Below are 19,909 nucleotides of genomic sequence, written 5' to 3'. Positions count from 1 at the left end.
GAGGGGACATCGCCATTCCGCGACAACGGCACATCTCCCTCGGGAGACAAAACAAAAAACGGCGGGTGGAGACCCGCCGTTTTTGTTGATTGCTGCGCGGGCGCGTCAGAGGCCCTTGGCGCGGTAGCTGGAGGCCACCTTGTCGATGGAGACCAGATAGGCGGCGGTGCGCAGGTCGGAGACATCATCACGCTCGTGCCAGACCTGCCGCATGGACTGGTAAGCAATGCGCATGGTGTCATCGAGACCGGAGCGCACCAGCTCCAGCTCGCCGGCGCCGCGAAGGTATTTCTCCTTGAACTTGGGATCGAGCGACCAGGCCTTGCCCATGCTTTCCGACAGCATTTCCAGCTGATCGACCACCAGCTGGTGGCGCGCCTCTTCCTGACGGCGCTGCATGCGGCCAAAGCGGATGTGCGACAGGTTCTTGACCCACTCAAAGTAGGAGACCGTTACACCGCCGGCGTTGGCATACATGTCGGGGATGATCACGACGCCCTTCTTGCGCAGGATCTCGTCAGCACCGGCGGTCACCGGGCCGTTTGCGGCCTCGATGATCAGCTTGGCCTTCACATTGGCCGCGTTGGAAAGGTTGATCACCCCTTCCAGCGCCGCCGGGATCAGGATGTCGCATTCTTCCTCAAGGTACTTTGCACCGTCCTTGATATATTGCCCCGAGGGGTAGCCATCGACGCCGCCGTGCTTGGCGATCCAGGCGCGCAGATCCTCGATATCGAGACCGTTTTCATCAAACAGCCCGCCATCACGCTCGATCACGCCGACGATCTTGCAGCCGTCCTCCTCAGAGAGGAACTTGGCCGCGTGGTAGCCCACGTTGCCGAGACCCTGCACGATGACGCGTTTGCCATCGAGGGTACCAGAGAGGCCCGCCTTGGCCTTGTCTTCCTCGTAGCGGAAGAATTCCTGCAGCGCATATTGCACGCCGCGGCCCGTGGCCTCGACCCGGCCAGCGATGCCGCCCGCGTTGAGCGGCTTACCGGTGACACAGGCGCGGGAGTTGATGTCGGTGGTGTTCATGCGGGCATATTGGTCCGCAATCCACGCCATCTCGCGCTCGCCGGTGCCCATGTCGGGCGCGGGCACGTTCTGCGAGGGGTTGATCAGGTCGCGCTTGGCCAGTTCATAGGCAAAGCGGCGGGTGATCAGCTCCAGCTCGTGTTCTTCGTACTGGCGGGGGTCGATGCGCAGACCGCCCTTGGACCCACCAAAGGGTGCTTCGACCAGGGCACATTTGTAGGTCATCAGCGCCGCCAGCGCCTCAACCTCGTCCTGGTTCACGCCCATGGCGTAGCGGATGCCGCCCTTGACCGGTTCCATATGTTCGGAATGGACCGAACGATAGCCGGTGAACGTGTGCATCTGGCCGCGCAGGCGGACCCCGAAACGCACCGTGTAGGTGGCGTTACAGACGCGGATTTTCTCCTCCAGCCCGGGCGGCAGGTCCATCAGCGCCACCGCGCGGTTGAACATGAGATCCACACTTTCGCGGAAGCTGGGTTCTTTGAGATTGCTCATGGGATAATCCCCGTCCTTCTGAAACGACTCAAGTGAGTATGCTCCCCATCTATGCAGAGAACGTTACCGACTGCGACCGTTTATCCCCGGAAATTGCACAAAAAACTGGCAGTTTAAGAACGTTAGCGATCACGAATCGTTCAGAGCGGGCCTGCGCATGGCCCCAACCGTGATTGTTTCCAAGCGTGGAACAACCGCGATAGCCGGGCGCAGATTAAGATCAAAATTTCATAAGAAGCACCAAGTTAGGCGTGGTTCCGCCCAAGTTCGGCCATCTTCCTCAACAAAAATTAAGAGAATATTCATGTCCACAAGTGCCCAGGCCTCTCAGGTTTGAGTCTGCGCGCATCGGACCGAAGGAACGAATGAACTATGAAGGTAAACTTCTGGAATTCATCTGCTCTGACCGGACCGCAATCGCGGTCGGGTCTGATGTGCCGACTGAAGCGCTTTCGCGAAGACGAAAGCGGTGTGCTGGCAAAGCCGATGGTCGCGACGCTGTTGCTCATGCTTGCTGTGGCCGGGATCGGCATGGATGTCGTGCGCCTGGAACGGGATCGCACCGAATTGCAATATACGCTTGACCGCTCCGTGCTGGCGGCGGCCGACCTGGATCAGCCGCTGGATGCCAAAGAGGTGGTGATCGACTACATGACCAAATCCGGTCTCGGCGAATATACCACCGCCGTGGACGCCGAGGTCTCGGTCTCGTCTCGACGCGTTTCCGCAAGCGTGGACGCGGATTTTGATCCCTATTGGATGAAATTCGCCGGCTACGAGAGCGTCCTGCCGCTGAACGCCGCCGCCACTGCAATCGAGAGCATCGGCAATGTGGAAATCTCACTGGTGCTCGACGTGTCCGGCTCGATGCGCAACAATTCCCGTCTGGTGAACCTGAAACGGGCCGCCAAGGAGTTCGTCCAGACCATGGACGAGAACACCGAAGACGGCAATATGACGATCTCCATCGTGCCCTATTCGACGCAGGTGTCGATGCCCGAGGCCTTTCTCGACCGGATGCAGGTCAGCGGTGAGAACCGATATTCCCATTGCCTGAACTTCGGCCAGTCCGACTTCAACTCCGCGAACCTTGATCTGCAGCAGACCTATCAGCGCGCGATGCATTTCACGATCTGGAACAGCGGTGATTATCGCGACAGAAACCAGCATGTGCGCCAACCCACCTGCGCCTCGCATGATGACAACCCGGAGCGCACGGCGCTTTTGATGTCGGACAATGTCGCGCAGTTGCAGAACTACATTGATCGCTTCAGCCCCTCCGAGAACACATCCATCGACCTGGGCATGAAATGGGGCACCGCGCTGCTGGATCCATCCGTGCAGCCGATCATCGCGCAGCTTGCCGACAGTGAGAACCCGAACCAGTCGATCGACTCGATCTACGCCGACCGCCCGGTGGCATACTCGGACACCGAAACGCTGAAGGTGATCGTGATGATGACCGACGGGCAGAACACCTCGCAATACTACGTCAACAACAGCTATCGCGATGGCCTGTCGACGGTCTGGTATAATGAAGACGCCGACGTCTACTCCACATATAATCCCAACCGCAGCTACGACAGGTTCTTTTGGGACCACACCAGAACATGGGAAGATCACGCCTATGGGAACGGAACCTATGAGGAGACCACCTGCACCGGCACCATTTACTACGGCAATTGCTATTACGGGTCCTGGCAGACCAGGACCGTAGAAGAGCCGGGCCAGGCTGAAGAGCTGACCTACAACGAGCTCTTTGCCGATACCTCGCTGAAGTATGTCTACAACAGGCTCTTCGGCGACTGGATGAACAACGCCAGATACTACTGGTATGACCGCATCTATTCCTACGTCGGCTCAAACAGCAAAGATTCCCGCACGTTGGCGGTATGCGACGCGGCCAAGGACGAGGGTATCGTCGTCTTCACGATCGGTTTCGAGGCACCCTGGCGCGGCCAGCAGGTCTTGCAGCAATGCGCAAGCTCCGCCTCGCATTACTATGACGTGGATGGGTTGGAGATCTCGGATGCCTTTGCGTCCATCGCCACCGCCATCCGCCAGCTGAGGTTGACGGAATGATGAACTGGCCAAATCCCATAAAAACCCTGCGGGCCTTCCGCCGCAACGAGGACGGCAACGCAACGGTCGAGTTTGCCGTGCTGTTTCCGCTGATGCTGATGATCCTGTTTGCCACAGTCGAACTGGGCATGATCACCCTGCGTCAGGTCATGTTGGACCGCGCCATGGATATGACGGTGCGCGATATTCGCCTCGGAACGGGTGGAAACATGCAACACGACGACATTCGTGACCGCATCTGCGATCGCACCGGCATGATCGACGATTGCGCGGTGTCGCTGAAGCTGGAGATGGTCCAGCTGGACCCGTTCAATTGGTCCGGTGTCACGTCGGTCCCGGATTGCGTGGACTCGATCGAGCAGGTCGACCCGGTCAACACCTTCGTCAATGGCGCATCCAACGATCTGATGTTCCTGCGCGCCTGCATGAGCTTTGATCCGCTGTTCCCGCTCTGGGGCCTGGGCGGCAGCATGCAGAAAGATGATGACGGGCGGGTCCGCCTGTTTGCCTCCAGCGCCTTTGTTCAGGAGCCAAAGTAAGCCATGTTCAAGATGCTATCAGATACCCTGCGTCGATTTCGGCACCGCGAAGACGGCAATATCGCGATCGAAACCGCAATTTACCTGCCCTTCCTGCTGGGCGTCTTTGCAGTCACCTTTACCCTGTTCGACCTGTTCCGGCAGGAAACCGTGAACACCAAGGCCGCCTATACGGTCTCCGACCTCATCTCGCGTGAAACCACCGCGCTGAACGACGAATACATCAACAGCATCTACACGCTGGGGCGGATGATGGCGCGCGCCGACTCTGGCATGTCGATGCGGGTCTCGGTGATCCGCTGGGATGCGGATGATGCGCGCTATTATGTGGACTGGTCCGTGGAACGCGGCGCGCAGATGGACATCTGGACCGACGCGACGGTGGTCGACATCGAGGACAAGCTGCCGACGATGCCGGATGAGGAACGGATCATCGTTGTCGAAACCTGGAATGACGTGGAACCGGCGTTCAATGTGGGTCTTGGCACACGCAATATCTACAATCTCGTCTTCTCCCGCCCGCGCTTTGCCTCGCAGATCGCCTTTGAGGGATCTGTGGTCAGCGATGGCACCATCCATGACGACGAGGTGGTCGACAACGCAGAGAGTTAAGAGCAGACCGCCGTTGTTGCTGCAACGGCGGTCTGTCCTGCCTCAGCCCGGCCGTGATCATCACGGGTCGGGCTGAGGTCTTTTTGCGTCGATCACCAGATGCGGTTGCCCGTCCGACGTCTTTTCCTGGCTGAAGCCCTGAGGGCCAATCACGCCGGTGACCCGACGGCGCAGGTTCGAGAACCGCGTCGAGGTCACCACATCCACCGCCACGTCCAGATGCAGCTCCAGACGCAACCAGCCGGGGTGCCCCGGCGCCGGAGTGGCGCGCAGGATCCGGGCGGTGAAAGGCTGCGACAGATACCGGCCCGAGACGCGCTCCCCCGGAGCAAACTGGCGCGCATCCGCTTGAGTCAATGTGGCAACGCAGGCATTCCAGTCGCGAAACCCCAACTGTTGTGCGACATGTTCAAGCGCCGCGCTGTGGCTGTGGGCTTCGCCCTGCTGCGCCCGTTCTTGGCGCCATTCGCGCGCCGTTGCCTTGGCTTGGGCAAGGGTTGGCAAGTCCTGTCTCATGGGGTGCCCTCCGGCGCTTGATTGATGGGCAGCACTCTGCCACGACGGCGCAGGTCCAGCACCACCAGAAGCGTCAGCAGCAACAGCGCCGCCTCCCCCATCGGTGCGGCCAGCCAGATGCCCAGTTCCCCCCAGTGTGCCGCCAGAACAAACGTCAGCGGGATCGAGAAGAGATAGGGTTTCGCCAGTCCCAACAGCGCCGCACGCGCCGCGTCCCCGATGGCCTGGAAATGCATCGCCACCATCATCAGCGGCCCCGCGAGGGTGAACAAGCCGCCAAGAATGGGCAGGATACGCGCAACCTGCGCGATGACGCCGGGGTCAGTGACAAACCAGCCCGCGATATGCGCCGCGCCGAGGCTGAGCGTGGCCTGCATGGTGGCGCAATAGAGCAGCGCCATCATGCAGGCGAGCCTGAGGCTCTGACGCACCCGCCCGTGCGCGCCTGCGCCATAAAGATTGCCCGTGATGCTTTGCATCGCATAGGACAGCCCCAAAAGCGGCAGGAAGCTGAAGGTCAGCAGCCGGGTAATCACCCCGTAGGCGGTGACGATCTGCGCGTAATCCGGCGTCTCGACCCATTGCAGTGCCGCCATGATCGCCGCCGCCCCCAAGGCGATGCCGATGAAATTGAGGCTTTGTGGCGCGCCAAGCGCCAGCATCCGCCCCCAGCCTGCCAGAAGGCTCTGCTGTCGCAACACGGTGGGGGTCAATACGGTCTTGCCGCGCAGGCGAAACACCAGGATCAAGGCGAGCGCCAAGGCCTGCGCCAGGGCGGTGCCCAGCGCCGAGCCCGCAACGCCCATCCCGGCCTCGGCAATCAGCAGATAGTTGAAGGCGATGTTGGAAAGCGAGACCACAAGGCTCATCAGCGCCATCAGCCCCGCGCGCCCCTCGTTGCGCAGCGCGTCGGAATTGACCGACAGCACAAACAGCAACGGCGTGCAGCCCACGGTGATGCGAAGGTAGGTGTGGCCCATGGCGGCCAGCGCCGCATCGCCCCCGGCGGCGGCCTGCGTCACCGCATTGCCGCAGAGCACAAAGGCCAGCATCAGCGCGACCGAGACCGCCAGCGCCAGACCGTGCGCGCCGGCATAATCCGCCTGCGCCGCCGCGGTCTCATCCGCGCCGAGGTGGCGGGCAAGGCGGCTGGACATGCCGCTGGCCACCAGCGTCGCCAGCGCCACGACCAGCATGTAGGCGGGAAACATCAGGGTCACGGCGGCCAGCGCCTCCGGCCCGTCGAAATGCCCCAGAAACAAGGCATCTGCCACGGTCAGGCAGCCGTTCATCCCCATCACAAAAATGATGGGCAGAGCGGTCTTGGCATAGATCGGACCCAATCGTCCGGTCAGAAAATGGTTGGTGGGGGAAGATGTCATATCCCCGATCTCCTCTTGCAGGTGTCGCGCAAGAACAGGATGGGACCCGCATTACCACCCGCGCGAAATGCGTGGAGGATGATCGATAGACAGAGATGTCTGCAGAACTTCACCAAGGCCAAAGGCCAGCGGGCGGCGGGGGTCTGCGCCCCTGATGCCTCGCTTAGGCTGTGTCCGGGCGTGCGTCAAGTCCCGATGATCGCACCAAAGGTCGCGTTCCCTCCTCATGGGTTTTGGTTTAACACATGCATGAACGGTGGCCGCCGCGTTCAGTCCGGGCTGATTTCGGGCGTTGGACGTATATTGAACCGTATGAATTTATGCCTGTTTTCAGCAGGTCAGAGAAAGTTCGCATTAGAGATGCTGTCAAATACACTCCGGATACTGGCACCCGCCATTGCGCTGGCCGCGGGCATATTGGGCCTTGCCGCCATTACCGTGGTCATGATCGACCCTGTCGGTTTCACGTATCTTTTGGGGTTTCCCGCCCTGGCGGGCTTCATCATCATGTGGTTCCGCCCCAAGAATTCGCTCAAGACGTTTGGCAAGTCGATCGCATGGCTGTTGTTCGTCATGCTCCTGTCCCTGCTCGGCTCTTTGGTGAGCGGTCTCGAGGGGCTGATCTGCATCACAATGGCCCTGATCCCGATCCTGTTTGGCACGTTGCTCGGGGGCGTTTTATATCTCAGCTACGACCGCTGGAGAACATTCTCAAAGAGCACCCTGAGCGCCGCAAGCCTGCCGGTTTTGGCCATCGTTCTGCTGGATATGCTGCCAACGGGTCCAACTGTATATGAGATCTCGGACTCGATCCTGATCGACGCGCCGCCTGCGGTGGTGTTTCAGATGCTCAAATCCATTCCGGATATTTCGCCAGACGAGATCCCCACGCGCAGCTCACATCTGCTTGGGGTGCCCAAACCCACGGCGGCGGTTTGGGAGGAGAGATCAGACGGTGCCGTGCGGCATTCCCACTGGGGAGACGACATTCATTTTCTGGAGCAGATCACCGCATATGAACCTGATCGGCGCATTGCATGGGATTTTGAGTTTCCAGACGGCTGGGCCCCCGAGGATATCGAAGACCCGCATGTAAAGGTGGGCGGCCAGCATTTTGATGTCTTGCGCGGCGCATATGTCCTCGAAGACCACGGCGGTAAAACGCGGCTTTCTTTGACCACCTGGACCTATGATGGATCAGGCATGGGGGCTTACGCCGAGTTCTGGCACAACTTCTTCTTTGACGATTTCCATGACGTGATCCTGGAGCTGGTCAAGGCGCGCACGGAACGCAGCTTGGCCGGATAACCCGACAGGTCTGCCAGCAACGACCAGCCCCTCAGCCAGCGTCGCGTTCTACCATCATCGCGGCGAGGATTTCGGTCATGGTTTTGGTCTGCGAGCCCGGTGTTACACCGCCGATACCAATGCGCCGTCCCATGCGCCACCAGAGGCCGGGATACCAGCAGCGCTCGCCGGTGATCTTGCTGCGCATCAGAAACCCGTTGGAGGGTTTGAACGCGAAGAAACCGCGATCCAGCACATCGAGATCCTTGATCCGGATGATCTCGGTCCCGTCAGAGCAGCGCAGCCCTTCGGCGGTCAGCTCAATCCGGTGGGCAGTGGCCTGCCACATGCGATAGCCCATCCACAGCGACCCGCCGGAAACCGCCAGCAGGAACGCCTGCCAAGCCAAGCCCGGCGTGCTCGACATGGCGACATAGAGGGTCATCAACCCCAATCCGACCAGCAGCGACACACCGATCACGCGGCGCGACGGTGACGCCTCCACCGTGGCAAAAATCTCGTCAGAGCCGTGCAGGCTGGTCATGGATTGCTCTCCCTCAGGTCAATGACGGAGGGTTAGCGAAAAACAGCCGGATCTAACAGCCCTTTTGCGCCTGAACGGACGATACGCGTTCAGCGGCCCGATCATGGTATGGTGGGCAGTCGCCCGCATCGGTTCGCCCGCGCAGATCCGGCCTCCCTCCGGGCCGCGCCTTAGTCCAGACCGTTGATATGGGTGCAGGCCCAGAACACGCGCGCCTCCTCGGGCCCGGTGCTGCGCACACCGTGCCGCATGGTGCTGTCGTAATAGGCGCAGTCCCCGGCGGTGAGAATGACCGGTTCGTAATGTTCCACCAGCAGTTCGACCTCGCCGGAGAGCACAAACAGCAGCTCCTCGCCGTCATGGCGGTCCAGATGCGCGGGCGATGTATCTCCGGCGGCGCTGATGGTGCCGATCAGCGGAATGATCTTCTTGCCTGTCAGCCCGTTGCAGAGCACCTCGTAGTCGTAGACCTTGCCTTCGACAGACCGGCCCTGCCCCGCGCGGGTGACGGTCAGACGGGTGGTGCTGACCTCATCCTCCGGCTCTGCGATCAGCTTCTCCAAGCCGACGCCGTAGCCCCGCGCGAGTCGCAAGAGATTCTCGAAACTGGGGGACACTTTGCCGTTTTCGATCTTGTAGATGGTCGAAACCGCAAGGCTGGTGCGTTCGGAGGCCTGTTCCAACGTCATCCCTGCCGAGCTGCGTAAACCTTTGACACGCCTGCCGAGTTCGCTGCGGATGCGCTCCTTTTCACTGTCGTCGAGCAAGGGGGCCAATGCAGTTGAAAGAGAAGATGAGTCTTTTTTTGTTGTTTGAGACATGATTTTTCTTATTTTACCAAAAACTGCCTATATGCACCGGCTCTGAGCGATTTGGATGAAAGTATGCATGACCAACAGGACAGTGGCCAGCGTTTTGCCGTGATTGGCGCGGGCGTTGTGGGGCTGACCACCGCCTACCACCTTGCCATGCGAGGCCATCAGGTGACTGTCATAGATCAGGCGGAGGCACCGGCGTCCGGTTGCAGCTATGCCAATGCCGGGATCATCGCTGTCGGCCATACGGAAAGCTGGGCCGGGCCTGCGGCCCCGCGCCAGATGCTTGGTGCGGTTCTGGGGCGCGCGCCCAGTGTGAAAATCAGCAAGCTGCTGGACCCGGACCTCTGGCGCTGGGGGCTGGCCTTCCTGCGCCATTGCACCGCCCGCGCCCATGCGACCAATTCCGATGCCATGGCACGGCTGTCGCGCCATGGGCGTCGAATGCTGCAAGATCTCGAACAGGCCACGGGCCTGGACTTCGATCAGGATCATGACGGGGCGTATTATCTGTACGGGGATCGCGCGGCCTATCATGCGCGGGTCAAGAGCCTGTCGGACGGGGATCAGGGGTTTGTGCCGCTGAGCGCGTCAGAGCTGATCCAGCGCGACCCTGCCCTGCGCGCCTTTGAGGGCACATTGCAGGGCGGGCTGGTGTCATCCGTCGACAGCAAGGGCGACTGCCATCGTTTCACCCAGGCCCTGGCGCAATGGTTGCAGCAGAACACCACCGTGACCTTTTGCTACGAAACATCCGTGACCGGGTATCGGCGCGCAGAGGGGCGGGTGCAGGCGGTCCTGACGCCATCCGGCGAGATTGCCTGCGATCAGCTGGTGGTCGCGGCCGGGACCGGCACCCCGGCGCTGACGGCATCACTTGGCGTGCGGCCGCTGATCTACCCGGTGAAGGGCTACTCCGCCACCTATACGATCCTTGACGACAGCCGCATCCCGCAGCGCCCCTTTGTGGACGAAACCAACCTCGTGGCGGTGACCCGGCTTGGGGATCGGCTGCGGGTGACGGGGATTGCCGAGTTTGCGGGCCATGACAGCAGCCCACGGGCCGACCGCGCAGCACATCTGGACGGTTACGTGGCCCGGCATTTCACCGGCGCCGTGGATCTTGACGGGGCCCGCCACTGGGCCGGGCTGCGCCCCAGCACCCCAAGCGGGCGTCCCTATATCGGCCAGTTGCGCAACACGCCGAATGTCTGGCTCAACGCCGGGCACGGGCAGCTTGGCTGGACCATGGCGGCGGGCGCCGCGCAGGTGCTGAGTGACCTTGTCGATGGCGTGCGCCCTGCCCCATCCGACGTTTCCGAGACAGCCAGCTGGCTCAAGAGCGCCTAACCCGGCACGACGACTGAGGAAGATCTGATGAACAAGTTCGGCCAGCACCAGCCCCGCACCGCTCCGCGCCCTGCTGCACGCAGAGACACGCGGATAGACACATTGGACACATCGGCCAGTGGGGTCCATGTTGACAGCATGGTGCCGCTGCACTCTTGCGCGCGATGCCTTTAGGACGCCGCGACGGCAGGCCATGGGCAGGGCCCGCATCAGTGGGCGGCGTTCGCCCGGCCAACCGTGCGGGCCAAGCCTTTGAAGATGTTTCCGTGACCACCCCGGCCTTGCCCCGGACACACTGACGCCAAGAACGCGCAATCCCGCTCCGGTCTTGTCTTCGGATGACACCGGGTCGGACAACAACAGAGAGGACATACTTAATGCCATTACAAAAAACAGATATCCGCCCATCGATCGGGCTGGCGCTGGTGCCGATCATTCTGACGCTGGGCATACTTGCGGTTCAGATCTTCTACTTCGGGGATTTCACGCCGCATATTCCGCTGGCGATCGGCATCGCGCTGACCGCTGTTGTCGGGCTCATCGAGGGTCTGACCTGGGACGAGATCGAAAAAGGCGCGTTCCACGTCATCGCGGTCTCCTTTCCGGCGGTGTCAGTGCTGATCCTCGTCGGCATGATCGTCGGCACCTGGATTGCCTCCGGTACGGTTCCAACCCTGATCTACTATGGCCTGTCGATCCTGTCGCCACAGCTGTTCCTGGCCGCCGGCATGATCCTATGTGCGATCGTGTCACTGGCGCTTGGGACCTCCTGGGGGACCGTCGGCACCGTTGGCCTGGCGCTGATGGGCATTGGCGAGGGGTTTGATATCCCGGCCTACTGGACCGCCGCTGCCGTGGTCTCCGGCGCATTCTTCGGCGACAAGGTCTCGCCGCTGTCAGACACGACCAACTTGGCCCCTGCGGTCACCGACACGCATCTGTTCGACCACATTCGCAACATGCTGCCCACCACGGTTCCGGCCATGCTGATCGCACTGTTGATCTACACGATCGTCGGCTTCAGCCTCGGTGAGGGCAAGCCCTCCTTCGAGCGCATCGAAAGCTTCAAGGGCGCGCTGGACGGATCGTTTGACATCACCCCATGGTTGCTGCTTCCGGCGCTGCTGGTGGTGACGCTGGCGATGATGAAAATGCCGGCAATCCCGACCCTGTTCATCGGCGTGGTGGTGGCCTCGCTGATCGCGATCTTCGTGCAGGGCGCATCGGTGCATGACATCTTTACCTACGCCAACTACGGCTACTCCGTCGAAACCGGGGTCGAGGCGATGGATGCGCTGATGAACCGGGGTGGTATCCAGTCGATGATGTGGACCATCTCGCTGATCCTGATCGCGCTTGGTTTTGGTGGCGCACTGGAGCGCACCGGCTGTCTGGCGGCGATCATCGAGGTCCTGACCAGACGGGTGAAGACCATCGCAGGCCTGCAGACCTCGGCGATCCTGTCGTCGATGGCAACCAACACCGTCGCGGGCGACCCCTATCTGTCGATCGCACTGCCGGGCCGCATGTTCAAGCCGGTCTATGACCGTATGGGCTATTCGCGCCTGAACCTTGCACGCGCCACCGAAGAAGGCGGCACCATCATCTCGCCGCTGATCCCGTGGAACGCAGGCGGTGCATTCGTGATCTCGGCGCTGGCGCTGGGTATCTCCGAGGGCAACCTGGAGAACCTGCTCTATATTCCGCTGTCCTTCGCCTGCTGGCTGGCCCCGGTGTTTGGCATTTTCTACGCCTGGACCGGCTTGTTCACACCCAAGGCGGATCCGGCTGATCTGCCCGCCACCGGCGACGCGGCGGAGCGTCCGGCAGAGTAACCCTCACGACACCCATCATTGGTCGCTCCCGGTTCAGGTCGGGGGCGGCCACCCAGCCGCGATTGCTGACGCGGTCCCCGGCATGGGTCGCCAAGCACAGCCACCGATCCGAGCATCAAAAGCGCCCCAATGGCTTCGGCGCTGCCAAGCGCCGCTCCAGCCCTGCGCATACGCACAGCCCCGGTGAGCCACCGCAGATTTTCCCATCGCCCCGCGCAGCCTATCTTCTGTGATGAAACCTCTCATCAGGAGATCCACATGTCACTGCGCCCCATTCTGGAAACACGCGCCGCCCAACCCACGATGGAGGGCGCTGGCGTGCATCTGCACCGCGCCTTCGGCTTTCAGGACCCCAGCGAGCTGGACCCGTTCCTGCTGTTTGACGACTTTCGCAATGATCACCCGGAGCTCTACAAACAAGGGTTTCCCTGGCATCCCCATCGCGGCATCGAGACCATCACCTATGTGCTGGAAGGCTCTGTCGAGCATGGCGACAGCCTCGGCAATACCGGCAGCCTTGGCGCGGGCGATGTGCAGTGGATGACCGCCGGGTCCGGCATCCTGCATCAGGAAATGCCGAGCGGGAACACCAAGGGCCAGATGCATGGCTTTCAGCTCTGGGGCAACCTGCCCGGCAGCCAGAAGATGTGCGCGCCGCGCTATCAGGACGTGCAGGGCAAGGACATCCCCGAGGTGATCGACGACGACGGCACACGGGTGAAGGTGATCGTGGGCGAATTCTGGGGCAAACGCGGCCCGATCGACGGCATCGCCGCCGATCCGCAATATCTCGATGTCTATATCCCCGCAGGCGTGAAAAAGACCTTCAAGATCGACACCTACCGCCGCGCCTTCGCCTATGTCTTTGACGGTCAGGCGGCCTTTGCCGATGCCTCCCGCCCCACCGGCGTGCTGCTGGAAAAGGAAGTCGCGGGACAAGAAGTCAACATCCGCGACATGTCCGGCGACCGCACGCTGGTGCGCTTTGGGACCGGTGACGAGGTCACCGTTCAGGCCGGCCCCGATGGCGTGCGCTTCCTACTGATCTCCGGCGCCCCGATCGAGGAGCCGGTGGCCTGGCACGGCCCCATCGTGATGAACACCCAGGCCGAGCTGCAAAAAGCCTTTGCCGAGCTGCGCAACGGGACATTTATTAGGCCCGCTCACTGATCGGGAAAACCGATATCCACTTGTCCCTGTGAGCGGCGCTCCAGCGCTGCTCACTCTCTATGTCGCAATCACCCACGACACCCGCGCATCGGGTCAAGGGGGCCAACGGCCCCGCCCGGCACGGGCGGCGTGACCTTGACGCGCCCAACCTCAAAAAAACTTGAACGCGGCTCCTGAGGGCAGACCTGCCCCTCAGGACCGTCTCAGCAGCCCTGTTTTACAACAGCAGCGCCAGACACCGCGCCCGCCAACAGCCATCACCTCGCCCCCTGCAGAATAAAAGCGCGCGGAAGCGCTCCGCTTGGCACCCTCAACCGCGTTCCGCATCCCAGGTATAGGTGACCTCACCTGCCTCGCTCGGCACCCCCGGCACGGAGCCATTCTTTTGCAGAACCCGGGCAGAGGCGGCGTTGCCCGCCATCACGCCACCGGACAGGACCACAGGCTGGCCACGATACAGGTCCTGAAGCGCGCGCAGCATTTCGCTAGCGTATCCCTGCCCCCAGGCCGCTCGGACAAAGAGATACCCGAGATGACGCAGGCGATCTCCCGCAGCCCCATGCGACAGGATCAACAGTCCGATCACCTCGCCGGCCCGGGTTGACAGCGCCACCACCTCGGCCTCCTGCTGCACGCCGTCCAGCAGCGCACAACGTGCGGCATCCGTCTCCAGCCCCTGAAAACCGTCCGGCAGATAGGCAACCACTTCGGGCTCGAACAGCGCTTCGCGATCCTGTGGCGACAGTCGCGCGACGGGGACCGCCCGTAACCGTTCCGACTGCAAGGCCAACAGTGCCATGTGGCCTACACCCCCACCGATTTGCGCACCATGTCCCAGTAGAGCGTCTCGACCTCCACCAGCGACAGGCGCCCACCGTCGCGGTACCAGGTCAATACCCCGTTCAGCATAGCAATCACCGCCAAAGCAGCGATCTTGGTATCCGGCACCCGGAACAGCCCCTGCGCCACACCGGCCTTCAGGATACCCTCAAGCTGGTCCTCATAGGCGCGGCGGCGATCCTCGATATGGGCAAAATTCTCCTCGGTGAGATTGCGAAGCTCCATATATGCGATGAACACCGCATCCGGGCGTTCGAGGTTGTAGCGGATGTGAAACCGCACAAAGCCCTCCAACTGCCCCATCACATCCTCAGGCACCTGCTCTGTCGCCCACGCGGACAACAGCCCCTCCATATGGGCCTGCATCAGATCGAACAGCAGGCTCTGCTTGTCGGCGGTGTAATTATAGAGCGCGCCTGCCTGCACCCCCACCGCGCCCGCAATCTGGCGCATGGAGACGGCGGCATAGCCGTGGCGGGCAAACAGCTCCTGCGCGGCCGCACGGATGCGGGGGCCGGTGATGTCGGAATGGGAACCTTGAGTACGTGCCATATGCCCAAGGTAACTGAACATCTGTTCAGATAAAAGCGGCATGGCAGCCGGCGCAGATTAACTTGTACCCACAGGCGCATTTGTGCATCAAGGGCGAAACTCCAGACAGAAAGCTTGGTATGTCCATCCCCGCCAAACTGACCACCCTGATGCTCTCTTCGCCTGCACCTGTGGCGGCGCGCCGTGTGGTTCTGTCGGCCTGCGCACTGCTGGCCCTGACGGCGGGCTGTTCGCGCGTGCCGCAGCTTGAGGACCGCTTGCCCGCGGATCTGCGCCAACAGCCCTACCCCAGGTTGCTGCCGCTCGACACCGCCCTGGCACAGCAGCCGCTGCCCGAAGAGGAAAGCGCCGAGCTGTCGGATACGCTTGATGCCCGTGCGGCCCGTTTGCGCCGCCGGGCCGAGGAATTACGCCGCCGCCAGCCCTGAGGCAGGGTTTGGCCGCGTTGAACATTGCACCAGCGGGCCAGAGCCGCTAAGGCGACTGCGAACCCATAGACCGCCAATACAATAAGGACCTCCACTATGACTGAACCGCTTCGACTGGGGATTGCAGGTTTGGGCACGGTCGGCATGGGCGTGGTGAAAATCATCCGCCGCCATGCCGCCCTGTTGGAGGCCCGCACGGGACGCCCGGTGGTGATCACCGCCGTCTCCGCCCGAGACGCCACCAAGGATCGCGGCGTCTCGCTGAAGGACTACGCCTGGGAGACCGACCCGGTGGCGCTGGCCACCCGCGATGACGTGGATGTGTTTGTCGAACTGATGGGCGGCCACGAGGGCGCCGCCAAACGCGCCACCGAGGCCGCATTGGCGGCGGGCAAGGATGTGGTCACCGCCAACAAGGCGCTTCTGGCCATTCACGGTCAGGCGCTGGCCGAACAGGCCGAGGCCAATGGCCGCGTGATCCGCTTTGAAGCTGCCGTGGCCGGTGGCATCCCAGTGATCAAATCCCTCACCGAGGGGCTTGCGGGCAACGAGATCACCCGCGTCATGGGGGTGATGAACGGCACCTGCAACTACATCCTGACCCGGATGGAAACCGCCGGCCTGCCCTATGCGACCGTGTTCAAGGAGGCCGATGATCTGGGCTTTCTCGAAGCCGACCCGACGTTGGACGTGGGCGGCATCGACGCCGGTCACAAACTGGCGCTCTTGGCCTCCATCGCTTTTGGCACCAAACCAGCCTTTGACAATGTGAAGCTGGAAGGCATCCAGCGCATCGCCATCGAGGACATCCGCCACGCCGCCGACATGGGCTACCGGATCAAGCTTCTGGGCGTGGCGCAGCGCTCTGCCCGCGGGCTGGAGCAGCGTATGACCCCCTGTCTGGTGCCAGCGAATTCGCCGCTGGGCCAGCTGGAGGGCGGCACCAATATGGTGGTGATCGAAGGCGACGCCATCGAACAGGTGGTGCTGCGCGGCCCCGGCGCCGGTGAAGGCCCCACCGCAAGCGCGGTGATGGGCGATGTCCTGGACATTGCGCGCGGCTTGCGCATCGCAACCTTTGGCCAGCCCGCCGCAACGCTGGAAGAGACCCCGGCGGCACAGACCGGCCTGCCCGCGCCGCATTACGTGCGCATGGCGCTGCAGGACAAGCCCGGTGCCATGGCCAAGGTGGCCTCGGCGCTTGGTGATGCGGGCGTGTCGATCCACCGCATGCGCCAGTACGACCATGCCACCACCATCGCGCCGGTGCTGATCGTGACCCACAAATGCACCTCCGCAATGCTGGAACAGGCGCTGGAGGGGCTGGCTGCAACCGGCGTTGTCGAGGGCGCGCCGGTGGCGCTGCGCATCGAAGAACTGTGACATTCCCCCTCTATAGGGGGCAAAGCGCGCGGGCCCTGATCGCCTCGGCGGCGGCCCGCGCAAGACCGAACCATATGCGTAACTGTTAGCGACACCAGCTTCGCCCGCGCCTTGCCCCGATGGGGGCGGCCGGGCTATGCCAAATGGGATCGCGCTAGTTTGAGATAGGAATATTGGGAATGACTTCGACCACCGCCGACGCGCCGTTTCACGACCGCCTGCTGTCCTTGGGCCTGGCCCGGGTTGCCGAACAGGCCGCCCTGGCCTCTGCCCCGCTAATCGGGCGCGGCGACGAAAAGGCCGCCGACCAGGCCGCCGTGAACGCCATGCGCGAACAGCTCAACCTGCTGGACATCGCCGGCGTGGTGGTGATCGGTGAAGGCGAGCGGGACGAGGCGCCCATGCTGTTCATCGGCGAGGAAGTGGGCACCGGCAATGGTCCCGGCGTCGACATCGCGCTGGATCCGCTGGAAGGCACCACCCTGACCGCCAAGGACATGCCCAACGCGCTCACCGTGATCGCCATGGGGCCGCGCGGCTCCATGCTGCACGCGCCCGACACCTATATGGACAAGCTGGCCATCGGCCCGGGCTACCCGGAGGGCGTGGTGTCACTGGACATGTCGCCGCGCGAGCGGGTCGAAGCGCTGGCCAAGGCCAAGGGATGCGCCCCCTCCGACATCACCGTCTGCATTCTGGAACGCCCCCGCCACGAGCCGATGATCGCCGAGGTGCGCGAAACCGGTGCCTCCATCCGCCTGATCACCGATGGCGACGTGGCCGGCGTGATGCATTGCGCCGAGGCCGAGACCACCGGCATCGACATGTACATGGGCTCCGGCGGCGCACCGGAGGGCGTGCTGGCGGCGGCTGCACTGAAATGCATGGGCGGGCAGATCTTTGGCCGACTGCTGTTCCGCAACGATGACGAGCGTGGCCGTGCCGCCAAGGCCGGCATCACCGATCTGGACCGCATCTATGCCCTTGACGAGATGGTGACGCAGGACGTGATCTTTGCCGCCACCGGGGTGACCGGCGGCTCGCTGCTGCCGCGCATCAAGCGCCAGCCGGGCTGGGTCGAGACGACCACGTTGTTGATGCGCTCCAAAACCGGATCGGTGCGGCGCATGACCTACCGCACGCCGCTGAGCGCGCATCAGTAATCCCGCTTCGGCCTCAGCGCTTGCAGCTGGGGTCGGGATTTAGGTATTTGGGAAAAGATGAAAGGCCGGGTCCCGCACGGGTCCGGCCTTTGCACATAACGGGAGTGCGGATTTGAGTTTTCTGGGTGTCGAGACCTCTCTGACCGGGCGCTGCTGGCGGGGACCCGGCGTCGATCAATCCCGCGCGGGTGAGCATCTGGCGCAAGAAACCGGCCTGCCCGCCGCCGTCTGTCAGGTGCTGGCACGGCGCGGGGTGCCCGCGCATGAGGCCACCGGGTTCCTAACCCCGCAACTGAAGGAGCTGCTGCCTGATCCACGTCGGATGAAGGACATGGAGACCGCCGCCGCACGTTTCCTGCAGGCGGTGGAACGGCGCGAGCGGATTGCGATTTTTGCCGATTATGACGTGGATGGCGGGTCGTCGGCGGCGCTGCTGATGGTCTATCTGCGGCAGATGGGGCAGCAGGCGACGCTGTATATTCCAGACCGGATCGACGAGGGCTATGGTCCCAATGACGCCGCCATGGCCGGTCTGGCGCGCGATCACGACCTGATTGTCTGCGTCGACTGCGGCACGCTCTCGCACGGGCCGATTGCCGCGGCCAAGGGCGCGGATGTGGTGGTGCTGGACCACCACCTCGGCGGCGAGACCCTGCCCGACTGCGTGGCGGTGGTGAACCCGAACCGCCAGGACGAGGATGGCGATCTGGGTTATTTCTGTGCGGCCGGCGTGGTGTTCCTGATGCTGGTCGAGGTGCGCCGTCAGGCCCGCGAAAAGGGGCTTGGCGCGGGGCCGGACCTGATGGCGATGCTGGATCTGGTGGCCTTGGCGACCGTGGCTGATGTGGCGCCGCTGATCGGCGCCAACCGGGCGTTGGTACGTCAGGGGCTGAAGGTCATGGGACAGCGCCAGCGCCCCGGGCTGGTGGCGCTGGCGGATGTGAGCCGGATGGATTCGGCGCCCTCGACCTATCACCTCGGGTTTCTGCTGGGCCCGCGCGTCAACGCGGGCGGGCGGATCGGCAAGGCGGATCTCGGTGCGCGGCTGTTGTCGACGGAGAACCCGCATGAAGCCGCCGCGCTGGCCGAACGGCTGGATCAGCTCAACACCGAGCGCCGCGACATTGAAAACGCCGTACGTGCCGCCGCCCTGGAACAGGCCGAGGAGCGTGGCTTTGACGCGCCGCTGGTCTGGGCGGCGGGCGAAGGCTGGCATCCGGGCGTGGTCGGCATCGTCGCCTCGCGCCTGAAGGAGGCCACAGGTCGCCCGGCTATTGTCATCGGACTGGATGGCGATGAGGGCAAGGGGTCGGGCCGCTCGGTGTCCGGCATCGACCTTGGCGCCTCGATCCAGCGGGTGGCGATGGAAGGGCTGTTGCTGAAGGGTGGCGGCCACAAGATGGCGGCGGGGCTGACCGTGGCGCGCGACCAGTTGGAACCAGCCATGGCGCGGCTGGCGGAGCTGTTGGAGAAACAGGGCGCCGGAGACCTCGGGCCCTCCGATCTGAAGCTCGACGGCATGCTGATGCCGGGCGCGGCCACCGTGGATCTGATCGAACAGATCGAACAGGCCGGACCCTTTGGCGCGGGCGCCCCTGCCCCGCGCTACGGATTTCCCGACATGGCGGTGAGATTCGCCAAACGGGTGGGCGAATCGCATCTCAAGGTCAGCTTTACCGATGGCATGGGCGGCAATATCGACACCATCGCCTTTGGGGCCTTTGACACCGCGCTGGGGCCGCGCCTGCTGGAGCATGGTGGCGCGCGGTTTCATGTGGCCGGACGGCTGGAGGTGAACACTTGGGGTGGCCGCCAGAGCGCGCAACTGCGGTTGGAGGACGCCGCCGAGGCCTGACATGGCGTCAAAGGGCGAGG

The 19,909-nt window shown here is 63.0% G+C and carries 18 protein-coding genes; 11 read left to right on the top strand and 7 right to left on the bottom strand.

The features are described 5' to 3' along the window. Positions 1 to 105 precede the first annotated feature (105 nt). A complete protein-coding gene (locus CLV89_RS03575) occupies positions 106 to 1,536 on the bottom strand; it encodes a Glu/Leu/Phe/Val family dehydrogenase (RefSeq protein ID WP_106162226.1) in 1,431 nt (476 codons plus the stop codon). A gap of 372 nt (positions 1,537 to 1,908) precedes the next feature. Here CLV89_RS03575 and CLV89_RS03570 point away from each other — a divergent pair, with 372 nt between their 5' ends. Genes CLV89_RS03570 through CLV89_RS03560 form a run of 3 tightly spaced genes read left to right on the top strand, consistent with a single transcriptional unit; the run spans position 1,909 to position 4,769 of the window. Further along, complete coding sequence (locus CLV89_RS03570) at positions 1,909 to 3,618, top strand: pilus assembly protein TadG-related protein (RefSeq protein WP_106162225.1); 1,710 nt, start codon at positions 1,909 to 1,911, stop codon at positions 3,616 to 3,618. After that, complete coding sequence (locus CLV89_RS03565) at positions 3,615 to 4,157, top strand: TadE/TadG family type IV pilus assembly protein (protein WP_106162224.1); 543 nt, start codon at positions 3,615 to 3,617, stop codon at positions 4,155 to 4,157. The genes CLV89_RS03570 and CLV89_RS03565 overlap by 4 nt, the downstream gene beginning before the upstream one ends. A gap of 3 nt (positions 4,158 to 4,160) precedes the next feature. Next, a complete protein-coding gene (locus tag CLV89_RS03560) occupies positions 4,161 to 4,769 on the top strand; it encodes a TadE/TadG family type IV pilus assembly protein (RefSeq protein ID WP_106162223.1) in 609 nt (202 codons plus the stop codon). Positions 4,770 to 4,829: 60 nt separating this feature from the next. Here the strand turns inward: CLV89_RS03560 and CLV89_RS03555 are convergent, their stop codons facing one another. After that, positions 4,830 to 5,285, bottom strand: a complete 456-nt coding sequence (locus CLV89_RS03555; protein WP_106162222.1) for a glyoxalase superfamily protein — start codon at positions 5,283 to 5,285, stop codon at positions 4,830 to 4,832. Further along, positions 5,282 to 6,667 (bottom strand): MATE family efflux transporter, encoded by a 1,386-nt coding sequence (locus CLV89_RS03550; RefSeq protein ID WP_106162221.1) that lies wholly within the window; start codon positions 6,665 to 6,667, stop codon positions 5,282 to 5,284. Before CLV89_RS03550 ends, CLV89_RS03555 begins: the two co-directional genes overlap by 4 nt. Before the next feature lie 360 nt (positions 6,668 to 7,027). Here CLV89_RS03550 and CLV89_RS03545 point away from each other — a divergent pair, with 360 nt between their 5' ends. Then, positions 7,028 to 7,975: an SRPBCC family protein gene (locus CLV89_RS03545; protein WP_243394918.1), complete on the top strand. Its 948-nt coding sequence runs from the start codon at positions 7,028 to 7,030 to the stop codon at positions 7,973 to 7,975. A 31-nt stretch (positions 7,976 to 8,006) separates the two neighbouring features. Here the strand turns inward: CLV89_RS03545 and CLV89_RS03540 are convergent, their stop codons facing one another. Both CLV89_RS03540 and CLV89_RS03535 read right to left on the bottom strand, forming a co-directional pair. Next, positions 8,007 to 8,498: a hypothetical protein gene (locus CLV89_RS03540; RefSeq protein ID WP_106162219.1), complete on the bottom strand. Its 492-nt coding sequence runs from the start codon at positions 8,496 to 8,498 to the stop codon at positions 8,007 to 8,009. A 170-nt stretch (positions 8,499 to 8,668) separates the two neighbouring features. After that, positions 8,669 to 9,265, bottom strand: a complete 597-nt coding sequence (locus CLV89_RS03535) for a helix-turn-helix domain-containing protein (RefSeq protein WP_417839050.1) — start codon at positions 9,263 to 9,265, stop codon at positions 8,669 to 8,671. Positions 9,266 to 9,382: 117 nt separating this feature from the next. Between CLV89_RS03535 and CLV89_RS03530 the strand changes: the two genes are divergently transcribed. The 3 genes from CLV89_RS03530 to CLV89_RS03520 all read left to right on the top strand — a co-directional run bounded on the left by CLV89_RS03530 (position 9,383) and on the right by CLV89_RS03520 (position 13,668). Next, on the top strand, positions 9,383 to 10,663 hold the full coding sequence (locus CLV89_RS03530) for an FAD-dependent oxidoreductase (RefSeq protein ID WP_106162217.1): 1,281 nt from the start codon (positions 9,383 to 9,385) through the stop codon (positions 10,661 to 10,663). 377 nt (positions 10,664 to 11,040) lie between these two features. After that, a complete protein-coding gene (gene nhaC / locus CLV89_RS03525; protein WP_106162216.1) occupies positions 11,041 to 12,498 on the top strand; it encodes a Na+/H+ antiporter NhaC in 1,458 nt (485 codons plus the stop codon). 258 nt (positions 12,499 to 12,756) lie between these two features. Then, entirely contained in the window at positions 12,757 to 13,668 is a 912-nt protein-coding gene (locus CLV89_RS03520; RefSeq protein ID WP_106162215.1) for a pirin family protein, read from the top strand. A 310-nt stretch (positions 13,669 to 13,978) separates the two neighbouring features. Here the strand turns inward: CLV89_RS03520 and CLV89_RS03515 are convergent, their stop codons facing one another. Next, entirely contained in the window at positions 13,979 to 14,467 is a 489-nt protein-coding gene (locus CLV89_RS03515; RefSeq protein WP_106162214.1) for a GNAT family N-acetyltransferase, read from the bottom strand. Between the two features lie 5 nt (positions 14,468 to 14,472). Beyond that, positions 14,473 to 15,060: a TetR/AcrR family transcriptional regulator gene (locus CLV89_RS03510; protein WP_165798083.1), complete on the bottom strand. Its 588-nt coding sequence runs from the start codon at positions 15,058 to 15,060 to the stop codon at positions 14,473 to 14,475. A gap of 119 nt (positions 15,061 to 15,179) precedes the next feature. Between CLV89_RS03510 and CLV89_RS03505 the strand changes: the two genes are divergently transcribed. The 4 genes from CLV89_RS03505 to recJ all read left to right on the top strand — a co-directional run bounded on the left by CLV89_RS03505 (position 15,180) and on the right by recJ (position 19,889). Beyond that, positions 15,180 to 15,488 carry a hypothetical protein gene (locus CLV89_RS03505; protein ID WP_341477103.1) on the top strand — a complete coding sequence of 103 codons (309 nt, stop codon included), beginning with the start codon at positions 15,180 to 15,182 and terminating at the stop codon, positions 15,486 to 15,488. A 96-nt stretch (positions 15,489 to 15,584) separates the two neighbouring features. Beyond that, positions 15,585 to 16,871, top strand: coding sequence for a homoserine dehydrogenase (locus CLV89_RS03500; protein ID WP_106162212.1), 1,287 nt, complete (start codon positions 15,585 to 15,587; stop codon positions 16,869 to 16,871). A gap of 179 nt (positions 16,872 to 17,050) precedes the next feature. Beyond that, positions 17,051 to 18,034, top strand: coding sequence for a class II fructose-bisphosphatase (gene glpX, locus CLV89_RS03495; protein WP_106162211.1), 984 nt, complete (start codon positions 17,051 to 17,053; stop codon positions 18,032 to 18,034). A gap of 112 nt (positions 18,035 to 18,146) precedes the next feature. Beyond that, positions 18,147 to 19,889, top strand: coding sequence for a single-stranded-DNA-specific exonuclease RecJ (gene recJ / locus CLV89_RS03490; RefSeq protein WP_106162210.1), 1,743 nt, complete (start codon positions 18,147 to 18,149; stop codon positions 19,887 to 19,889). Positions 19,890 to 19,909 lie beyond the last annotated feature (20 nt).

The sequence above is a fragment of the Tritonibacter scottomollicae genome (genome assembly GCF_003003215.1).
GTDB classification, from domain to species: Bacteria; Pseudomonadota; Alphaproteobacteria; order Rhodobacterales; family Rhodobacteraceae; genus Epibacterium; species Epibacterium scottomollicae.
Note: the sequence above shows the minus strand (reverse complement) of the source record. Positions and strands in the feature narration are given on the sequence as shown.

What these genes read in the sequence shown, in the direction of transcription:
- CLV89_RS03575 (WP_106162226.1), bottom strand. Translation starts at nt 1,536, where the DNA reads ATGAGCAATCTCAAAGAACCCAGCTTCCGCGAAAGTGTGGATCTCATG.
- CLV89_RS03570 (WP_106162225.1), top strand. Translation starts at nt 1,909, where the DNA reads ATGAAGGTAAACTTCTGGAATTCATCTGCTCTGACCGGACCGCAATCG.
- CLV89_RS03565 (WP_106162224.1), top strand. Translation starts at nt 3,615, where the DNA reads ATGATGAACTGGCCAAATCCCATAAAAACCCTGCGGGCCTTCCGCCGC.
- CLV89_RS03560 (WP_106162223.1), top strand. Translation starts at nt 4,161, where the DNA reads ATGTTCAAGATGCTATCAGATACCCTGCGTCGATTTCGGCACCGCGAA.
- CLV89_RS03555 (WP_106162222.1), bottom strand. Translation starts at nt 5,285, where the DNA reads ATGAGACAGGACTTGCCAACCCTTGCCCAAGCCAAGGCAACGGCGCGC.
- CLV89_RS03550 (WP_106162221.1), bottom strand. Translation starts at nt 6,667, where the DNA reads ATGACATCTTCCCCCACCAACCATTTTCTGACCGGACGATTGGGTCCG.
- CLV89_RS03545 (WP_243394918.1), top strand. Translation starts at nt 7,028, where the DNA reads ATGCTGTCAAATACACTCCGGATACTGGCACCCGCCATTGCGCTGGCC.
- CLV89_RS03540 (WP_106162219.1), bottom strand. Translation starts at nt 8,498, where the DNA reads ATGACCAGCCTGCACGGCTCTGACGAGATTTTTGCCACGGTGGAGGCG.
- CLV89_RS03530 (WP_106162217.1), top strand. Translation starts at nt 9,383, where the DNA reads ATGCATGACCAACAGGACAGTGGCCAGCGTTTTGCCGTGATTGGCGCG.
- nhaC (WP_106162216.1), top strand. Translation starts at nt 11,041, where the DNA reads ATGCCATTACAAAAAACAGATATCCGCCCATCGATCGGGCTGGCGCTG.
- CLV89_RS03520 (WP_106162215.1), top strand. Translation starts at nt 12,757, where the DNA reads ATGTCACTGCGCCCCATTCTGGAAACACGCGCCGCCCAACCCACGATG.
- CLV89_RS03515 (WP_106162214.1), bottom strand. Translation starts at nt 14,467, where the DNA reads ATGGCACTGTTGGCCTTGCAGTCGGAACGGTTACGGGCGGTCCCCGTC.
- CLV89_RS03510 (WP_165798083.1), bottom strand. Translation starts at nt 15,060, where the DNA reads ATGGCACGTACTCAAGGTTCCCATTCCGACATCACCGGCCCCCGCATC.
- CLV89_RS03505 (WP_341477103.1), top strand. Translation starts at nt 15,180, where the DNA reads ATGTCCATCCCCGCCAAACTGACCACCCTGATGCTCTCTTCGCCTGCA.
- CLV89_RS03500 (WP_106162212.1), top strand. Translation starts at nt 15,585, where the DNA reads ATGACTGAACCGCTTCGACTGGGGATTGCAGGTTTGGGCACGGTCGGC.
- glpX (WP_106162211.1), top strand. Translation starts at nt 17,051, where the DNA reads ATGACTTCGACCACCGCCGACGCGCCGTTTCACGACCGCCTGCTGTCC.